The sequence below is a fragment of the Dichotomicrobium thermohalophilum genome, from assembly GCF_003550175.1.
Classification (GTDB): Bacteria; Pseudomonadota; Alphaproteobacteria; order Rhizobiales; family Rhodomicrobiaceae; genus Dichotomicrobium; species Dichotomicrobium thermohalophilum.
This window is the reverse complement of sequence record NZ_QXDF01000001.1, coordinates 1,400,262-1,415,609: the sequence shown is the minus strand read 5'-3', so window position 1 is coordinate 1,415,609 and position 15,348 is coordinate 1,400,262. Positions and strand designations below refer to the sequence as shown.

At 65.4% G+C, this 15,348-nt stretch carries 12 protein-coding genes; 10 read left to right on the top strand and 2 right to left on the bottom strand.

Annotated features, from left to right (window positions below):
* Positions 1 to 22: 22 nt before the first annotated feature.
* The 3 genes from glmS to BXY53_RS06490 all read left to right on the top strand — a co-directional run bounded on the left by glmS (position 23) and on the right by BXY53_RS06490 (position 3,910).
* Entirely contained in the window at positions 23 to 1,843 is a 1,821-nt protein-coding gene (gene glmS, locus BXY53_RS06500; RefSeq protein WP_119061039.1) for a glutamine--fructose-6-phosphate transaminase (isomerizing), read from the top strand.
* 105 nt (positions 1,844 to 1,948) lie between these two features.
* Positions 1,949 to 2,923, top strand: a complete 975-nt coding sequence (locus tag BXY53_RS06495) for an SPOR domain-containing protein (protein ID WP_147361517.1) — start codon at positions 1,949 to 1,951, stop codon at positions 2,921 to 2,923.
* Between the two features lie 126 nt (positions 2,924 to 3,049).
* The gene (locus tag BXY53_RS06490; protein WP_119061037.1) at positions 3,050 to 3,910 is read left to right on the top strand and encodes a DUF502 domain-containing protein; all 861 of its coding nucleotides are present in this window, start codon (positions 3,050 to 3,052) and stop codon (positions 3,908 to 3,910) included.
* A 22-nt stretch (positions 3,911 to 3,932) separates the two neighbouring features.
* On the opposite strand, the gene BXY53_RS06485 is transcribed toward BXY53_RS06490, so the two are convergent.
* Positions 3,933 to 4,427, bottom strand: coding sequence for a fasciclin domain-containing protein (locus BXY53_RS06485; RefSeq protein WP_119061803.1), 495 nt, complete (start codon positions 4,425 to 4,427; stop codon positions 3,933 to 3,935).
* Positions 4,428 to 4,637: 210 nt separating this feature from the next.
* On the opposite strand from BXY53_RS06485, the gene hemN reads away from it, so the two are divergent.
* The 5 genes from hemN (at position 4,638) to BXY53_RS06460 (ending at position 12,486) form a co-directional block, all read left to right on the top strand.
* Positions 4,638 to 5,990 carry an oxygen-independent coproporphyrinogen III oxidase gene (hemN, locus tag BXY53_RS06480; protein ID WP_119061036.1) on the top strand — a complete coding sequence of 451 codons (1,353 nt, stop codon included), beginning with the start codon at positions 4,638 to 4,640 and terminating at the stop codon, positions 5,988 to 5,990.
* Positions 5,991 to 6,073: 83 nt separating this feature from the next.
* A complete protein-coding gene (locus tag BXY53_RS06475; RefSeq protein WP_119061035.1) occupies positions 6,074 to 6,457 on the top strand; it encodes a hypothetical protein in 384 nt (127 codons plus the stop codon).
* Between the two features lie 83 nt (positions 6,458 to 6,540).
* Entirely contained in the window at positions 6,541 to 10,221 is a 3,681-nt protein-coding gene (gene putA, locus BXY53_RS06470; protein WP_119061034.1) for a bifunctional proline dehydrogenase/L-glutamate gamma-semialdehyde dehydrogenase PutA, read from the top strand.
* A 115-nt stretch (positions 10,222 to 10,336) separates the two neighbouring features.
* Positions 10,337 to 11,446 carry a 3-isopropylmalate dehydrogenase gene (gene leuB, locus BXY53_RS06465; RefSeq protein WP_119061033.1) on the top strand — a complete coding sequence of 370 codons (1,110 nt, stop codon included), beginning with the start codon at positions 10,337 to 10,339 and terminating at the stop codon, positions 11,444 to 11,446.
* Between the two features lie 194 nt (positions 11,447 to 11,640).
* Positions 11,641 to 12,486 (top strand): hypothetical protein, encoded by an 846-nt coding sequence (locus BXY53_RS06460; protein ID WP_147361516.1) that lies wholly within the window; start codon positions 11,641 to 11,643, stop codon positions 12,484 to 12,486.
* On the opposite strand, the gene chrA is transcribed toward BXY53_RS06460, so the two are convergent.
* Positions 12,483 to 13,682 (bottom strand): chromate efflux transporter, encoded by a 1,200-nt coding sequence (gene chrA / locus BXY53_RS06455; protein ID WP_119061802.1) that lies wholly within the window; start codon positions 13,680 to 13,682, stop codon positions 12,483 to 12,485. The two genes, BXY53_RS06460 and chrA, sit on opposite strands and share 4 nt — an antisense overlap.
* 135 nt (positions 13,683 to 13,817) lie before the next feature.
* On the opposite strand from chrA, the gene BXY53_RS06450 reads away from it, so the two are divergent.
* Both BXY53_RS06450 and BXY53_RS06445 read left to right on the top strand, forming a co-directional pair.
* On the top strand, positions 13,818 to 14,849 hold the full coding sequence (locus BXY53_RS06450) for an aspartate-semialdehyde dehydrogenase (RefSeq protein WP_119061031.1): 1,032 nt from the start codon (positions 13,818 to 13,820) through the stop codon (positions 14,847 to 14,849).
* Positions 14,850 to 15,038: 189 nt separating this feature from the next.
* On the top strand, positions 15,039 to 15,269 hold the full coding sequence (locus BXY53_RS06445) for a hypothetical protein (RefSeq protein WP_119061030.1): 231 nt from the start codon (positions 15,039 to 15,041) through the stop codon (positions 15,267 to 15,269).
* Positions 15,270 to 15,348 lie beyond the last annotated feature (79 nt).

Genomic DNA, 15,348 nt, shown 5'->3' with positions numbered 1-15,348 from the left:
AGACGCATGGAGGGATGTGTCGATGTGCGGGATCGTTGGAATTCTTGGCTCGGCGCCGGTCGCCGCCCCCTTGCTGGAGGCACTGCGGCGCCTGGAGTATCGCGGCTACGACTCGGCCGGCATCGCCACGGTCGAGAATGGGCGGATCGACCGGCGGCGCGCGCCCGGCAAGCTTGATGCGTTGCAGAGCGTCCTGGGCAGCCATCCCCTGAGCGGCAAGGCCGGCATCGGCCACACCCGCTGGGCCACACACGGCGCGCCGACCGAGATCAACGCACACCCGCACGTCTCCGGACCGGTTTCGCTCGTACATAATGGCATTATCGAGAACTTCGCCGCGCTTCGCCGTGAGCTTGAGCATGATGGGGTCACGCTGGAGAGCCAGACCGACAGCGAGGTGATCGCACATCTGCTCGCCCGGGAAATCGCCAAGGGGCAAAGCCCGGAGGCTGCGACCAAGGCTGTCCTGCGCCAGCTGGAAGGCGCGTTCGCCCTCGCCATCATCTTCGCCGGACACGACGACCTGATGATCGCTGCCCGCAAGGGCAGCCCGTTGGCGCTGGGCCATGGCCAGGGCGAGATGTATCTCGGTTCCGACGCCATCGCGCTCGCGCCGCTGACCGGGGAGATCACTTATCTCGAAGAGGGTGATGTCGCCGTAATGACGCGCGCGGGCGCGCGCATATATGACGAAACCGGCATGGAGGTTGATCGGCCGCGGCAGAAGGGCGTCGCCTCGGCGCTCCTGGTCGACAAGGGCAACTACCGGCATTTCATGGCCAAGGAAATCCATGAACAGCCGGAGGTCATCGCCCACACCATCGCGCATTATGCCGATCTGGCCGAAAGGCGCGTGGACATCCCCAACCTTGCGGTGGATCTCGCCTCGCTCGAGCGCGTGACGCTGTGCGGTTGCGGCACGGCCTTCTATGCCGGGCTGGTGGCGAAATACTGGTTTGAGCAGTACGCCCGGCTGCCCGTGGAGATCGACGTCGCCTCGGAATTCCGCTACCGCGAGGCGCCGCTGCCGGAAAACGGCCTCGCCATCTTCATCAGCCAGTCCGGCGAGACGGCGGACACGCTGGCCGGCCTGCGCTATTGCCGCGAGCAGCGCCAGCACATTGCTTCGATCGTCAACGTGCAGCATTCCTCGATCGCGCGCGAGTCGGATGTGGTGCTGCCGACCCTTGCTGGCCCGGAGATCGGGGTCGCCTCGACCAAGGCTTTCACCTGCCAGCTTGCGGTGCTGGCCTGCCTGGCGATCGCCGCCGGGAAGGCGCGCGGCCACATCGACGACGCGCTGGAGCACGAACTGGTCGGCGCATTGGTCGAGCTGCCCCGCCTGATCAGCCGGGTGCTGCGCGAGGAACAGGGCTTCGCGGACATCGCGCACCAGCTCTCCCACGCCCAGGACATGCTCTATCTGGGGCGCGGGGTGAACTATCCGCTTGCGCTGGAAGGCGCGCTCAAGCTCAAGGAAATCTCCTATATCCATGCCGAAGGGTTCGCAGCAGGCGAGTTGAAGCACGGCGCGATCGCGCTCATTGACGAGAATGTGCCGGTCGTCGTCATCGCTCCGCCGGGCCGCACGCACGAAAAGACAATGTCGAACATGCAGGAGGTGGCGGCTCGCGGAGGGAAGATCGTGCTACTCACAGGCGAATCAGGCGGCGCGCCGGACTGCGAGGTCATGGCCGACTGCCGGTTGCCGGATGTCCACGAGTTCGTTTCGCCGATCCTCTACGCGCTGCCGGTACAGTTGCTGGCCTATCACACGGCGGTGTGGCGCGGCACGGATGTCGACCAGCCGCGCAACCTGGCGAAGTCCGTGACTGTGGAATGAATTGTGGGAACCCGGTCACAGTCTTGCCTTCCTGCTCTGACTGGCTGACAAAGAGCGAAGCCGTCATTGGCGGTATTGCATCTTTTGGGTCGGAGCCGCATGCGCTTGACGAAATTATTTGCCGCACTCACCGCGCTGTTCTGCGCCGTCGCATTGGCCGGGCCGGCGGCCGCGCAGTCGAAGGACAACCTGCGCAAGCTGTCGGAGGCCTACAAACTTATCCAGTCGGACGAGACGGCCAAGGCGGTCGAGCAGCTCAACGCCCTGCTCGAAGAGGCCCCGGAAGACTCAGGGACCGCCGCCAAGGCGATGCTGCTGCGCGGACAGGCCTATGCCAAGGCAGGGCGTCATGCGCAGGCGCTTTCAGATTTCAACGCCGCGCTCTGGCTTCAGGGGCTGAACGCCAGCCAGCGCAAGGATGCCGTGGCCGCCCGCCAGGCCGCCCTCGGAAAGTTGGGGCTGGCGGAGGAGGAGGCCGCACCGACCACGGCAGACGCTTCGGCCCCGTCGCAGACCGCGAGCATCCCGACCTCCATACCGACCTCGACAGAGGACGAGGAGACGACCGCGTCTGGGACCAGTCAGCCGGCCAGGACGCAGGAGCCGTCGAACACCCCGCCCACCACCGCCTGGCAGACCGAGGTCGAAACCGCCGAGTCGGAGCGGGAGGAAAGCGACAGCATCGGCTCGTTCTTTAGCAACCTCTTCGGCGGCTCGGAGGAGCCTGAGCCCGCGTCGCAACGCGAGACAGAAACCGCCGCAGCGTCCGGCTGGACGGCGAGCACCACGGACGTGACGGCCAGCACCTCATCCGCAAGCGGAGATGGCCCGCAGTACCGTGTTCAGCTTGCCTCCGTTGGCACGCGCGACGGCGCTGAGTCCGAGGTGCGCCGGCTTTCGCGGCTGCTTGGCGATGCGCTGCAGGGAGAGACGCCCAGCATCCTGCGCACCGATACGGACGCCGGCAATACCTATTATCGCATCATCGTTGGGCCACAGCCCTCCCGTGATGCGGCCAGCAACATGTGCCAGACATTCAAGTCGCGCGGGGTGGACTGCCTCGTCGTCTCCAGCCGCTAGCCCTTCCCCCGGCGCCAGCAAAACCGTGTAGGCGGCCACGCGCCTGCGGTCCGCGCATTTTTCTGATATTCTAACGAAATATGATTACGTTGCCGCCGGTTTCCCGGTGTGCATGAGTGATGGGTTATGAACGAAACATCTCAGCAGCCCCCTTCCGGACACGGACCGCAGCGGCCGCGCCGGCGCCGCGCCAGCCTTGCCAGGCTCTTCGTCGGCGGCAAGAAGGACGAAAGCCACCACATCGGCACGCGCCTGCGCAACTACCTGTTCACCGGTCTGATCATCGTCGGTCCGGTCAGTATCACGCTCTATATCGTCTGGTGGTTCGTCAATCTGGTCGATGCCTGGGTCAAGCCTCTGCTCCCGAGCCTGGAGGAGATCGAGCGGAACCTGCCGTTCGACCTGCCCTTTCCCGTCTCCGCCCTACCCGACATTCCCGGCGTCGGCCTGATCATCGCCATCATCGGGCTGATGCTCATCGGCGCACTGACGGCCAACCTGTTCGGACGCACGATCTTCGGCTATGGCGAGTTGATGCTGGGCCGCATGCCGATCGTGCGCAACGTCTATGGCGCGCTGAAGCAAATCTTCGAAACGGTGCTCTCAAAAAGCGGCAGCAGTTTCCAGCGCGTCGGCCTCATCGAATATCCACGCAAGGGCATCTATTCGATCATCTTCATCTCGACGGAGACACGCGGCGAAATCCAGGCGCGGCATGGCTCTGACCAGCTTATCAGCGTGTTTCTGCCGACAACGCCAAACCCGACTTCGGGCTTCCTCCTCTTCGTGCCAGAACGAGACATCAAGATCCTCGACATGAGCGTCGAGGAAGCCGCCAAGCTGATCATTTCTGCAGGGCTGGTCGTGCCCGAGTATGCGGAGACGATGGAAGACGCCGCGGAGCGGATCGAGGCCGCCTCGCGCCGCGCTGGCCATGAAAGCCAGAAGGAACCCGCGAAGAAGCATGGCGACACCGCGACGGTCTAGCCGCAGTGCCGCCGAGTGAGGGTTAGTCTGAGGGGATCAGCACCTTGTCGATGACGTGGATCAGTCCGTTATCGGCTTCAATATCGGCCTGCACAACATTCGCGCCATCGACGGTCACCGCCTGCGTGTGCGCATCCTTCTCCACCGCGAGCATATCGTCTCCGCCGTCCTTGATCGTCGAGACATGGATGCGCCGACCCGGCAGCATGTTGGAGGCCAGTTCGCGCGGTAGCACGTGATAGGACAGAATCGCTGCCAGCCTGTCCTTGTTCTCCGGCTTGAGCAGGTCTTCGACCGTGCCCTCGGGCAGCTTGTCGAACGCGGCATCAGTCGGCGCGAAGACGGTCAGGTTGTCGCCTTCGGCCAGCGCGCCAGCCAGCCCGGCGGCCTTGGCGGCGGCGATCAGCGTCTCGAACTGCCCCGCCTCCTGCGCGGTTTCGACGATATTCGCGGCGTTCGCCGGCGCGGCGGTACCGATAAACAGCGCGGTAAGCGCGCCCGTCACGACCTTACGCATCATGATCCTCCTTTCATGAGATCGAACCCGGCAAGGGTTAACGCCCTCAGCCGGCAATTCCTTGCATGGGACGGCAGGACAACGCGCTTGGCACCGGCTTGGATCACATCGGGACAAAGGGTGCACCGGGGGCCCCAAATTTGACTCAGGTCAAAGCGCGCAGGTGTCAAGTTAGATTGACTATCTGGAACGTCAGGAAAGGAGCCTTTGATGAGGGAAGCCATCCGCAAGTATCTGGGTGCACGCGTGCCGCGCTATACAAGCTACCCGACCGCGCCGCACTTCTCGCCCGATATTGGCGCCGAGACGGTCAGCGGCTGGCTGGCCGACCTCGCACCCGGCTCCAACCTCTCGCTCTACCTGCATGTGCCGTTCTGTCAGAAGATGTGCTGGTACTGCGGCTGCAACATGCGGCTCGTCGCGCGCTATGACCCGGTGGCGGCTTATGTCGAGCGGCTGATCAAGGAAATTCACATGCGCGCCGACGCTCTCGGCCACCGCCAGACGCTCACGCATATTCACTGGGGCGGCGGCACGCCGACAACGCTCTCGCCGGCGGACTTCCAGCGAGTGGATGCTGCCATTCGGGAACGCTTCGACATCGCTCAAGACGCCGAGATCGCCGTCGAGATCGACCCGCGCACGCTCGACCAGGAAACTGTCGCGGCCCTGGCACAAATGGGCTGCAACCGGGCCAGCCTCGGCGTACAAGAGTTCGACCCACAGGTGCAGCTTGCGATCAACCGTGTTCAGCCCTTCGATACTGTGAAGCAGGTGTGTGACTGGCTCCGCGATGCCGGCATCGAAGCGCTCAATTTCGACCTGATGTACGGCCTGCCGCACCAGACCCCCGAAATGCTTGCGGATACGGTCAAGCGCGCGGCCGACCTCGATCCGGCCCGCATCGCGGTGTTCGGCTATGCGCATGTGCCGTGGATGGCGAAGAATCAGCGCAAGATCGACGAGGACGCGCTCCCTAGCCCCGAAACGCGGTTCGACATGGCCGAGGACGCCGGAATCCTGCTGCAAGAACTGGGTTACCAGGCGATCGGCATCGACCATTTCGCGCGGCCGGACGACAGCCTGGCCATTGCCGCCCGAAACGGGCGCCTGCGCCGCAACTTCCAGGGCTACACGACGGATCAGGCCGACGCGCTTATCGGGCTGGGTGCGAGCGCGATCTCAGCGTTGCCGCAGGGCTATGCGCAGAATGTCGTCCAGACCAACGATTACCTGCGGGCGGTCGATGAGGGAGCGTTGCCCGTGGCCAAGGGGCTGAAGCTGTCCGCAGAGGACATCTGGCGGCGCGCGGTCATCGAGCGGTTGATGTGCGACTTCGCGGTCGACCTTGAGGCAATCGCGCTGCGTTTCGGCCTGACGCAGGAGGACTTCGCGGAAGATTTTGCGCGCCTGCGCCCGCTGGAGGCTGACGGGCTGGCGCGGATCGACGGTGCGCAGGTGCATATCACCGCCGAGGGGCGAGCGCTCGCCCGCGTGGTCGCCGCCGCCTTCGATGTCTATCTGGCTGGACAGGGCGCGGTAAAACGACACGCCACGGTTTAGGCTACAAGGCGTGTCGGATTGACACCCCCTCTCGGCGACCAATACGGTCACGCCGTCTTTTCAATGGCTTAGGGGAGGAAACGATGCGTCTGTCAAGGGCCCTGCCCGCCCTCGGGGCGGCCGCGCTTCTCGCCGTCACGAGCGCCGTCCCGGCCGCAGCGCAGAAGAGCTACCCTGTGGTCTGCAAGGCCGGCGGCAACATGATGGCCGAGGTCAGCGCCGGAAACACCGTGCGCGTGCGCTTCAATCCGGGCCGTCAGGGCGCCGGGTCCACGCCACCGAGCGCCGGCGAATGTGCATGGCTGGACCGCGGCTTTCGCTCCGGCGAGCCAAATATCCTGCTCGTTCAGGGCAATGGCCGACACGCCAGCTATATCATCGACGCGGTGCGCAAGGGCGAAACATTCTACGCCCATATCTACAACAACCGCCGCGGCGCGATGGTCGTCGATCGCATCGGCCCGTAATCCGCTGATAACGGGGCCCACAAAAGGCCCCGCAACCACCGCGAATCCTTGTCCGCGCGCGCCGATATGCTAGCCTCTCGGGCATGACCACGCCGCAAGCACGACCCGGCCGGCTGGCCGCATTGCGCCAGCGTATCCGCGACAACATCCGCGCGGAGGAGTCCGCGCTGGTGCCCGATCTCGTCAACGCCGCTCAGCTGTCGGCTGACCAGCGCGCGCGCATCACCAAGCAGGCCGCGGACCTGGTGCGTCGTATTCGCACCGATTCGCGGCCCAGCATGATGGAACAGTTCCTTAGTGAGTACGGGCTGAGCACGAAGGAAGGCATCGCGCTGATGTGCCTCGCCGAGGCGGTGCTGCGCGTTCCCGACGACCGGACGATCGACGCGCTGATCCGCGACAAGGTGGCTGGCGGCAAATGGGCGGAGCACCTGAACCGGTCAAGTTCCACGCTCGTCAACGCCTCCACGTGGGCGCTGATGATGACCGGGCAGGTTGTCGAAGACCGCGACGAGGGGCTTGCCGGGGTGCTGCGCGGCATGGTGCGGCGGCTGGGCGAACCCGTGGTGCGCACCGCCGTCGAACAGGCGATGCGAGAGATGGGGCGCACCTTCGTGCTCGGCGCGGACATGGACGAGGCGCTCTCCCGCGCAAAGCACTGGGAGGCCGAAGGCTACACCTACTCCTACGACATGCTGGGCGAGGCCGCCCGGACCGATGCAGACGCGCGCGCCTATCACCTGTCCTACGCCGACGCGATCAGCCGCCTCGCGCCGCTGTGCATCGGCGAGGTGGCGGATAATCCCGGCATCTCGGTCAAGCTGTCGGCGCTGCACGCGCGCTATGAATACGCGCAAAAGGATCGGGTGATGCGCGAGTTGACGCCGCGGCTGATGTCGCTGGCGCTGCTGGCGAAAAGCGCCAACATGGGCTTCAACATCGACGCGGAGGAAGCCGACCGGCTCGACCTCTCGCTCGATGTCATCGAGACGGTGCTCAGCGATCCGGCGACCAAGGGCTGGGACGGTTTCGGGGTCGTCGTTCAGGCCTATGGCCGACGCGCCCCAATGGTGCTCGACTGGCTCCATGCACTGGCCGAGCGCGAAAACCGGCGCATCATGGTCCGGCTGGTCAAGGGCGCCTATTGGGACACAGAGATCAAGCAGGCGCAGGTGACCGGCGTGGACAGCTTCCCGGTGCTGACACGCAAGGCGAGCTCCGACGTATCCTTTATCGCCTGCGCCCGGCAACTTTTCGGCATGACGGACCGGATCTACCCGCAATTCGCCACGCACAACGCCCACACAGCCATGGCCGTCCTCGACATGGCGCGCGAAACCGGCACCGGGAAGGAAGCCTTCGAGTTTCAGCGCCTGCACGGCATGGGCGAAGCCCTGCACAGCATGATCAAGGGCGATCACGATACGCGCTGCCGTATCTACGCGCCGGTTGGCGCTCACCGCGATCTGCTCGCCTACCTGGTGCGCCGCCTTCTGGAGAACGGCGCGAATTCCTCTTTCGTCAACCAGATCGTGGATGAGAACGTGCCACCAGAGGATGTCGCACGCGACCCGTTCACGACCCTGGAGCGGCTCAACGACAGCCTGCCGAATCCGGCAGTTGTTCCGGCGCCCGAGATTTTCGCGCCAAAGCGGCGCAATTCGCGCGGCTGGGACCTGACCGATCCGATGACCGTCGGCGCGCTGCATGAGCAGATGGCGGAGTTCCGCGCGCACGCGTGGCATAGCGCGCCACTGGTCGCCACACAGGCGCCACCGTCCAAGCCGGCGCGCACGGTAGTGAACCCGGCGGTTCCGTCGGACAAGCCGGGAAAGGTCGAAGATGCGACGCCCGAGCATGCCCGCCTTGCGCTCGATGCGGCGGAGGACGCTGCCGCGCGCTGGTCAGCCGAGCCGGTCGAGAAACGCGCGGAGATTCTCGAAGCGATCTCGGATGCTTACGAGCGCCACGCTCCGGAGCTGTTCGCCATCGCCAGCCGCGAGGCGGGCAAGACGCTCGCCGATGGCGTCGCCGAGGTGCGCGAGGCGGTCGACTTCCTGCGCTATTACGCGGCGGAAGCCCGGCGTCTCAACGCCGACGCGCCGCTAAAGGGGCGCGGCGTGTTCGTGTGCATCTCTCCGTGGAACTTCCCGCTGGCGATCTTCACCGGGCAGATCGCCGCCGCGCTTGCCGCCGGCAACGCCGTGATCGCCAAGCCGGCCGAGCAGACCTCGCTCATGGCCGCGCGCGCGGTCGCGCTCATGCACGAGCACGGCATTCCGCGCGATGTGCTCCAGCTTCTTCCCGGCGATGGCGCGGAGCTTGGCGGCGCGCTTCTCAAGGATCGGCGCGTCTCCGGCGTGTGCTTCACCGGCTCGACCGAAACCGCGAAAATCATCGACCGCACCATCGCCGAACACTGCGCGCCTGGCACGCCGCTCATCGCCGAGACGGGCGGGCTGAACGCCATGATCCTCGATTCCACCGCCCTGCCCGAGCAGGCCGTGCGCGATGTCGTGCAATCGGCGTTCCAAAGCGCGGGCCAGCGCTGCTCCTCGCTACGCTGCCTCTACATACAAGAGGACGTGTTCGACCGCACACTCACGATGCTCGCTGGGGCCATGGACGAGTTGCGGGTTGGCGATCCGTGGGACCTGTCCACCGATGTCGGACCGGTGATCGACGCGGATGCCCAACGGGACATTGCCGACTACTGCGCGAAGATGGAAGCCGACGGACGCCTGCTCAAGACAGTCGACGTGCCGTTCGAGGGCCGCTTCGTCGCGCCTTCGGTGTTCCGCGTCTCCGGCATCGAGGAGCTGAAGCGCGAGGTGTTCGGCCCGGTCCTGCATGTCGCGCCGTTCAAGGCGGAGAACCTCACGAAGATCGTTGAGAACATAAACGCCAGCGGCTACGGGCTGACGGCGGGCCTGCACACGCGCATTGACCGGCGCGTGCAGGAGGTCGTGGACCGGCTGGAAGTCGGCAACATCTACGTCAACCGCAACCAGATCGGCTCGATCGTCGGGTCTCAGCCGTTCGGCGGCGAGAAGTGCTCCGGCACCGGCCCAAAGGCCGGCGGGCCGCACTACCTCATGAGCTTTCGCAAACCACCGCATGAGCCAGCACACACGACCGCGCATGGCGATGGCCCGAGGCTCGCGCGCGAGGACTTCGCACGGGCGCTTGATGAGGCCGCCGGGAAACAACCCGCCTGGGAGGCGCGCGATGACCGGCTTTCGGTGCTGGAGCAGGCGCTGGCGGATGCCCCTGCCCTCGCCCGCGACGCGCTGGGAGCGGCGAAGGCGCTCGATGCCGATGAACTCGTCCTCCCGGGGCCGACCGGCGAAAGCAACCGCATGACGGTGCATCCGCGCGGCACGATGCTCTGTCTCGGGCCGAATGCGGAAACGGCGCTGGCACAGGCGGTACAGGCACTCGCCTTCGGCAACGCGGTCGTCATGGCCGCCCCCGAGGCACCCGAGGTGAGCGATTTGAAGAAACATGGCGCGCCGATCGCAACCCTGGACGGACAGATTGAACCGGACTGGCTCGCCGAACACGATGGCCTCGCAGGCGTGGCCTGCACCGGCGACGAATCCGCTCTCTGCGCCATGCGCCGCGCCCTCGCCCGCCGCGACGGCCCGATCCTGCCGCTCATCACCGAGGTGATCCGGCCGGACCGCTATTTCCACGAGCGCCACTTGTGCGTCGACACCACCGCCGCCGGCGGCAACGCCGCGCTGCTCGCCCAGAGCGACTGAGGCGCCAACACTTGCGCGCCCCCGCGCGAGCGGCTAGCACAGTTGCACCCTGCCCCGCGTCACGCGGCGAGGCTTTCGGCCCGGCTCATCAACGAATTTTGCGAGGAAACGACCCATGGCGACATTCAACCTGCTGCTCCTGCCCGGCGACGGCATCGGCCCGGAAGTGATGAACGAGGTCAAGCGGGTCGCGTTCTGGTTCAATGAGACGGGCGTCGTCTCCTTCAACATTGACGAGGACCTCGTCGGCGGCTGCGCCTATGACGAATACGGTGAGCCGATCACCGACGCGGCCATGCAGCGGGCGACGGCGGCCGATGCTGTTATGCTCGGCGCCGTTGGCGGGCCGAAGTGGGACGGCGTGCCCTACGACAAGCGCCCGGAAGCGGGTCTGCTGCGCCTGCGCAGAGACCTCGGCCTCTTCGCCAATCTGCGTCCGGCGATCTGTTACCCGGCGCTGGCAGATAGCTCCAGCCTCAAGCGAGAAGTGGTCGAGGGACTGGACATCATGATCGTGCGCGAGCTCACCGGCGGCGCTTATTTCGGCGAGCCGAAGGAAGTCGTGACGCTGGAGGACGGACAGCAGCGCGCAGTGGACACCCAGGTTTACACCAGCAGCGAAATCGAGCGCATCGCGCGCGTGGCCTTCGACCTGGCGCGCAAGCGGCGAAACCTCGTACACTCGGCCGAAAAGCGCAACGTCATGCGCACCGGGGTTCTCTGGAATGAGGTCGTGACGCGCGTTCATCAGGACAGTTATTCCGATGTCGAGCTGACGCACATCCTCGCTGACAACTGCGCGATGCAACTTGTTCGCTGGCCGAAACAATTCGACGTTATCGTGACGGATAACCTGTTCGGTGATATGCTGTCTGACGAGGCAGCAATGCTGACCGGATCTCTCGGCATGCTGCCGTCGGCCTCGCTGGGCGAGGCGCAGGCGTCAGGCCGCAAGCGTGCGATGTACGAGCCTGTGCATGGCAGCGCGCCGGACATCGCCGGCAAGGGCATCGCCAACCCGATCGCGATGCTCGCGAGCTTCGCCATGGCCCTGCGCTACTCCTTCGATCTCGCCGAGGAGGCCGACATGCTGGAGAGGGCGATAACGTCGGTGCTGGACCAGGGCCTGAGGACCGGCGACATCATGCAGGAGGGAATGAGCCGGGTCGGAACGGACGAGATGGGCAAAGCGATCGTCGCCGCGCTGGAGGCACAAGCGGGCTGATCCACGTCCGGCCGTGCGGCTAATCGTGGAAAAATGGCGCTTTCGCGCCCGATCGTGTCGCGCGTGCGTGGCGCAGTGCCCGCATACTGTGTCATTTTTGAACACGAATCTGCTGTATCCTGTATAGCGAAGTGGCGCGCGGCCGGGCCGAAGCGGTGGCTCTCGTGCGCCTTGCCAAGACATTCAGTGGGGACATGACAGATCATTTCAGCATCATTGGTTTTCAGGCGCGTTCGGCAGAGGAACTCGCCAGCTTGATCGGAAAGCTGCCGGAAGACCGGGCGGAGTCGCTGGAATGCCGCCCGGGGTATTATTACCGCTGGCACACCGATGTCGGCTCGGAGCTCTGGATCCACATGCAGAAACGGCGCGACGAGGACGCCGATGAAGGGGATGGCCCGCCCGAGGACACGCTGGCCATAGTGGGGGTGACGCCGTTTTTCGCCGGCGCGGGCCGCGTTCCGATCCGCGCCGTAGCGATCAAGCGCCGTCCGGAGGACAACGCCTTCGAGGGGGCGATCTTCGCCGAGGTCGAGCCGGGCGAAGAGTTGCACGATTGTACGACCGTGGCGCTGTTCGACGTGGTCGACTTCGCCTGCCTCGCCAACCGCGTTGCGCCGTTCAAGGCTGAGGCGCAGGTCACGGCCTTCGCGCATGATATCGCGGTGTTCAGCGATGCCACGAGCTTCGAGGCGGCCCAGGACGGTCAGGAGGTGCGCTTCGCGCCAAAGTCGTTCTTCGCCAGCGGTCTGTTCATGCCTTCGAGCGAGACGGACCAGCCGGTCTTCCACGATCCCGATCAGCCGGGCTTCAATGCGCCCTCGCGCGCCTTTATCTGTGGCGAGGTCATTCGCTCGGAAATTCGCACCAACCCGGTGACAGAGCAGAGCTTCTGCTGGGCGCTGATCGAGACGCTGGGCGGGACGGTCGATGTCGTCGCGCTGGAATCGCAGATCGAGGGACACCGTGGGCCGCTTGAGCCGGGTATGGTCGTGCAGGGCGAATTCTGGCTCTGCGGGCGCCTGCTCAGCGACGGCTAAAGCGCGAGGACGCCCACCGCAGCCGCGCCGGCAACGACGGTGAGCGGCGGCGCTTTCCAGACATGCAGCGCAACGAACGCGGCGACGGCGAGCGCCATCGTTTTCGCGTCGGTGATCCCCTCGACAAAAACCGGATCATACAGCGCCGCGGCCAGCAGCCCCACAACAGCCGCGTTGATCCCCGCCAGAATCCGCCGGGCCAGCGCCCATTGCCGCAGGCTGCTCCAGAAAGGCAGCGTCCCGAGTACCAGCAGCGCGCCCGGCAGGAAAATGCCGATCAGCGCCACGCCCGCGCCCGCCAAGGCCCCAGCCGCGCCGGTCGCTTCCGCACCGAGATAGGCCGAAATCGCGAACAGCGGCCCTGGCAACGCCTGCGCCGCGCCGTAACCGGCCAGGAACACGTCGCGGTCCACCAGCCCGGGATCGACCACCTGCGCCTGCAACAGCGGCAGGACGACATGGCCCCCGCCGAATACCAGGGCACCAGCGCTATAGAACCGGGTAAACAGATCGGTGAGTGTTCCGCCTAGCCCGCCAACAGCGAACGGCAGCCCGATCAGCAGCGCGAAGAACAGCGCAAGACAGCTAAGGGAGACGGCTCGCGAGACCTTTACCAGCGGCGCACTCTCCGTGGGCGCGGGGCTTTCGAAGCCGCCCAGCACCACCAACCCGACCAGAGCGCCTGCGCCGATCACCGCAAGCTGGCCCCATTCGATCGGCAGAAGCAGCGCCCCGATCATGCCCGCAACGGCAATGGTCGCGCGGCGCTCATCCGGCGCAAGGTTGCGCGCCATACCGAGGAGCGCATCGGCCACGACAGCCGCGGCCACCGCCTTCAGCGCGACGACCCAGCCGGCCTGCGTGTCGACCTGAAACGCCGTAAGCCCTACCGCCAGCCCGAACATCAGCAGCGCCGAGGGCAGCGTGAATGCCACCCAAGCGGCAAGCATCCCCGCGTAGCCCGCGCGCATCAGCCCGAGAGCCATTCCGACCTGGCTGGACGCCGGGCCGGGCAGGAACTGGCACAACGCCACCAGATCGCCATACGCCTCGTCGGTGATCCACCCGCGCCGCTTGACGAAAGCTTCGCGGAAATAGCCTATATGCGCGATCGGCCCGCCAAACGAAACGCAGCCCAGCACGAGAAACGTACGGAACACCTCCCAGGGTGTGCCGGCGCGCGGCGCGTCGGTCATCGCTTGTCCCTGCGCTTTCATGGCGGCATGGCGCGTTCTCAGGCGCTGGCCTTGCAACGCGGCGAGACCGCTCCTACAACGAGGCGGAAAGGGCTCCCCGTCCAGCCCACTGACACGACGTTTTGGAGATCAGCCTTGGGGTACAATATCGCTGTCGTTGGCGCCACCGGAAATGTGGGCCAGGAGATGCTCAATATCCTCGCAGAGCGCGAGTTTCCTGCCGATGAGGTGTTCGCCATCGCCTCGCGCCGATCGCTGGGGCGGGAGGTGTCCTACGGTGACCGCACGATCAAGTGCCACGACATCGAGCAGTTCGACTTCTCGAAATGCGATTTCGCGCTGATGTCGGCCGGCGGCGACGTGTCCAAGGAATGGTCGCCGAAGATTGCCGCTACCGGCTGCGTGGTGATCGACAACTCCTCGGCCTGGCGCTACCACGAAGACGTGCCGCTGATTGTGCCGGAGGTGAACGCCGACGACATCGCCGGCTATACCAAGCGCAACATCATTGCCAACCCGAACTGCTCGACCGCGCAACTCGTCGTCGCGCTCAAGCCGCTGCACGAGGCCGCGGGAATCAAGCGTGTGGTCGTCTCGACCTATCAGTCGGTTTCCGGCGCCGGCAAGGACGCAATGGATGAGCTCTGGAACCAGACCAAGGGTATCTTCGTCACCGACGAGCCGGAACCGGAGCACTTCACCAAGCAGATCGCGTTCAACTGCATCCCGCATATCGACCGCTTCCTCGACGATGGCTCAACCCGCGAAGAGTGGAAGATGGTCGCGGAGACCAAGAAGATCCTCGATCCGAAGATCAAACTGACCGCCACGTGCGTGCGCGTGCCGGTGTTCGTGGGCCACGGCGAGGCGGTCAATATCGAATTCGAGCGGGAAATGAGTGCGGATCAGGCGCGAGACATCCTGCGCGAGGCGCCCGGCATCCTCGTCGTCGACAAGCGCGAGGACGGCGGCTACATCACGCCGGTCGAATGCGTCGGCGATTATGCCACCTACGTCTCGCGCATCCGCGAGGACTCGACGGTCGATAACGGGCTGGCGATGTGGGTCGTCTCGGACAATCTGCGCAAGGGCGCGGCGCTCAACACCGTCCAGATCGCCGAGGCGATGGTCAACCGCGGGCTGGTCAAGCCGCGCGAGACAGTGTAGCCGGCCGTCATCCCGGGCGCGCTGCAACGCGAACCGGTGCTGCGCTGACCCGGGATCAATGTCGGTTTGCCGCCATTTGGGTCCCGTGTCTGCGCCGCGTCAGTTCGCGCCGCGCCGCCCACCGGATGGGTCGAGATGACTTTGCGAGGCTGCAGTTGGATAGCGTGTCACAAGACAGGAGCGAGAGAGATGGCCCTAAGCCAGAAGGAAATTGAACGCGTGAGACAGAACCGCCGGGACCGGGCCCCAGGCGGTGCCATAGACCAGGAAATCGAGCGGCTGATTGAATGGCGTGAGAACAACCCCGAAGAAGCGGCCCGGTTCGACCGCGAGAACTGGCACATAATCGACAAGATGCAGCACGACCCCACCGGGACGCCGCCTGGCGGGAAGCCGCTCGAGGACCTTTACCATAATTAGTCCCCAGAGCGTGGCGGTGGACCACCGGAACAAGACGTGATGGCCCGAAGAGCCGCTTACGCAGCAGCTGTCGCGGTGG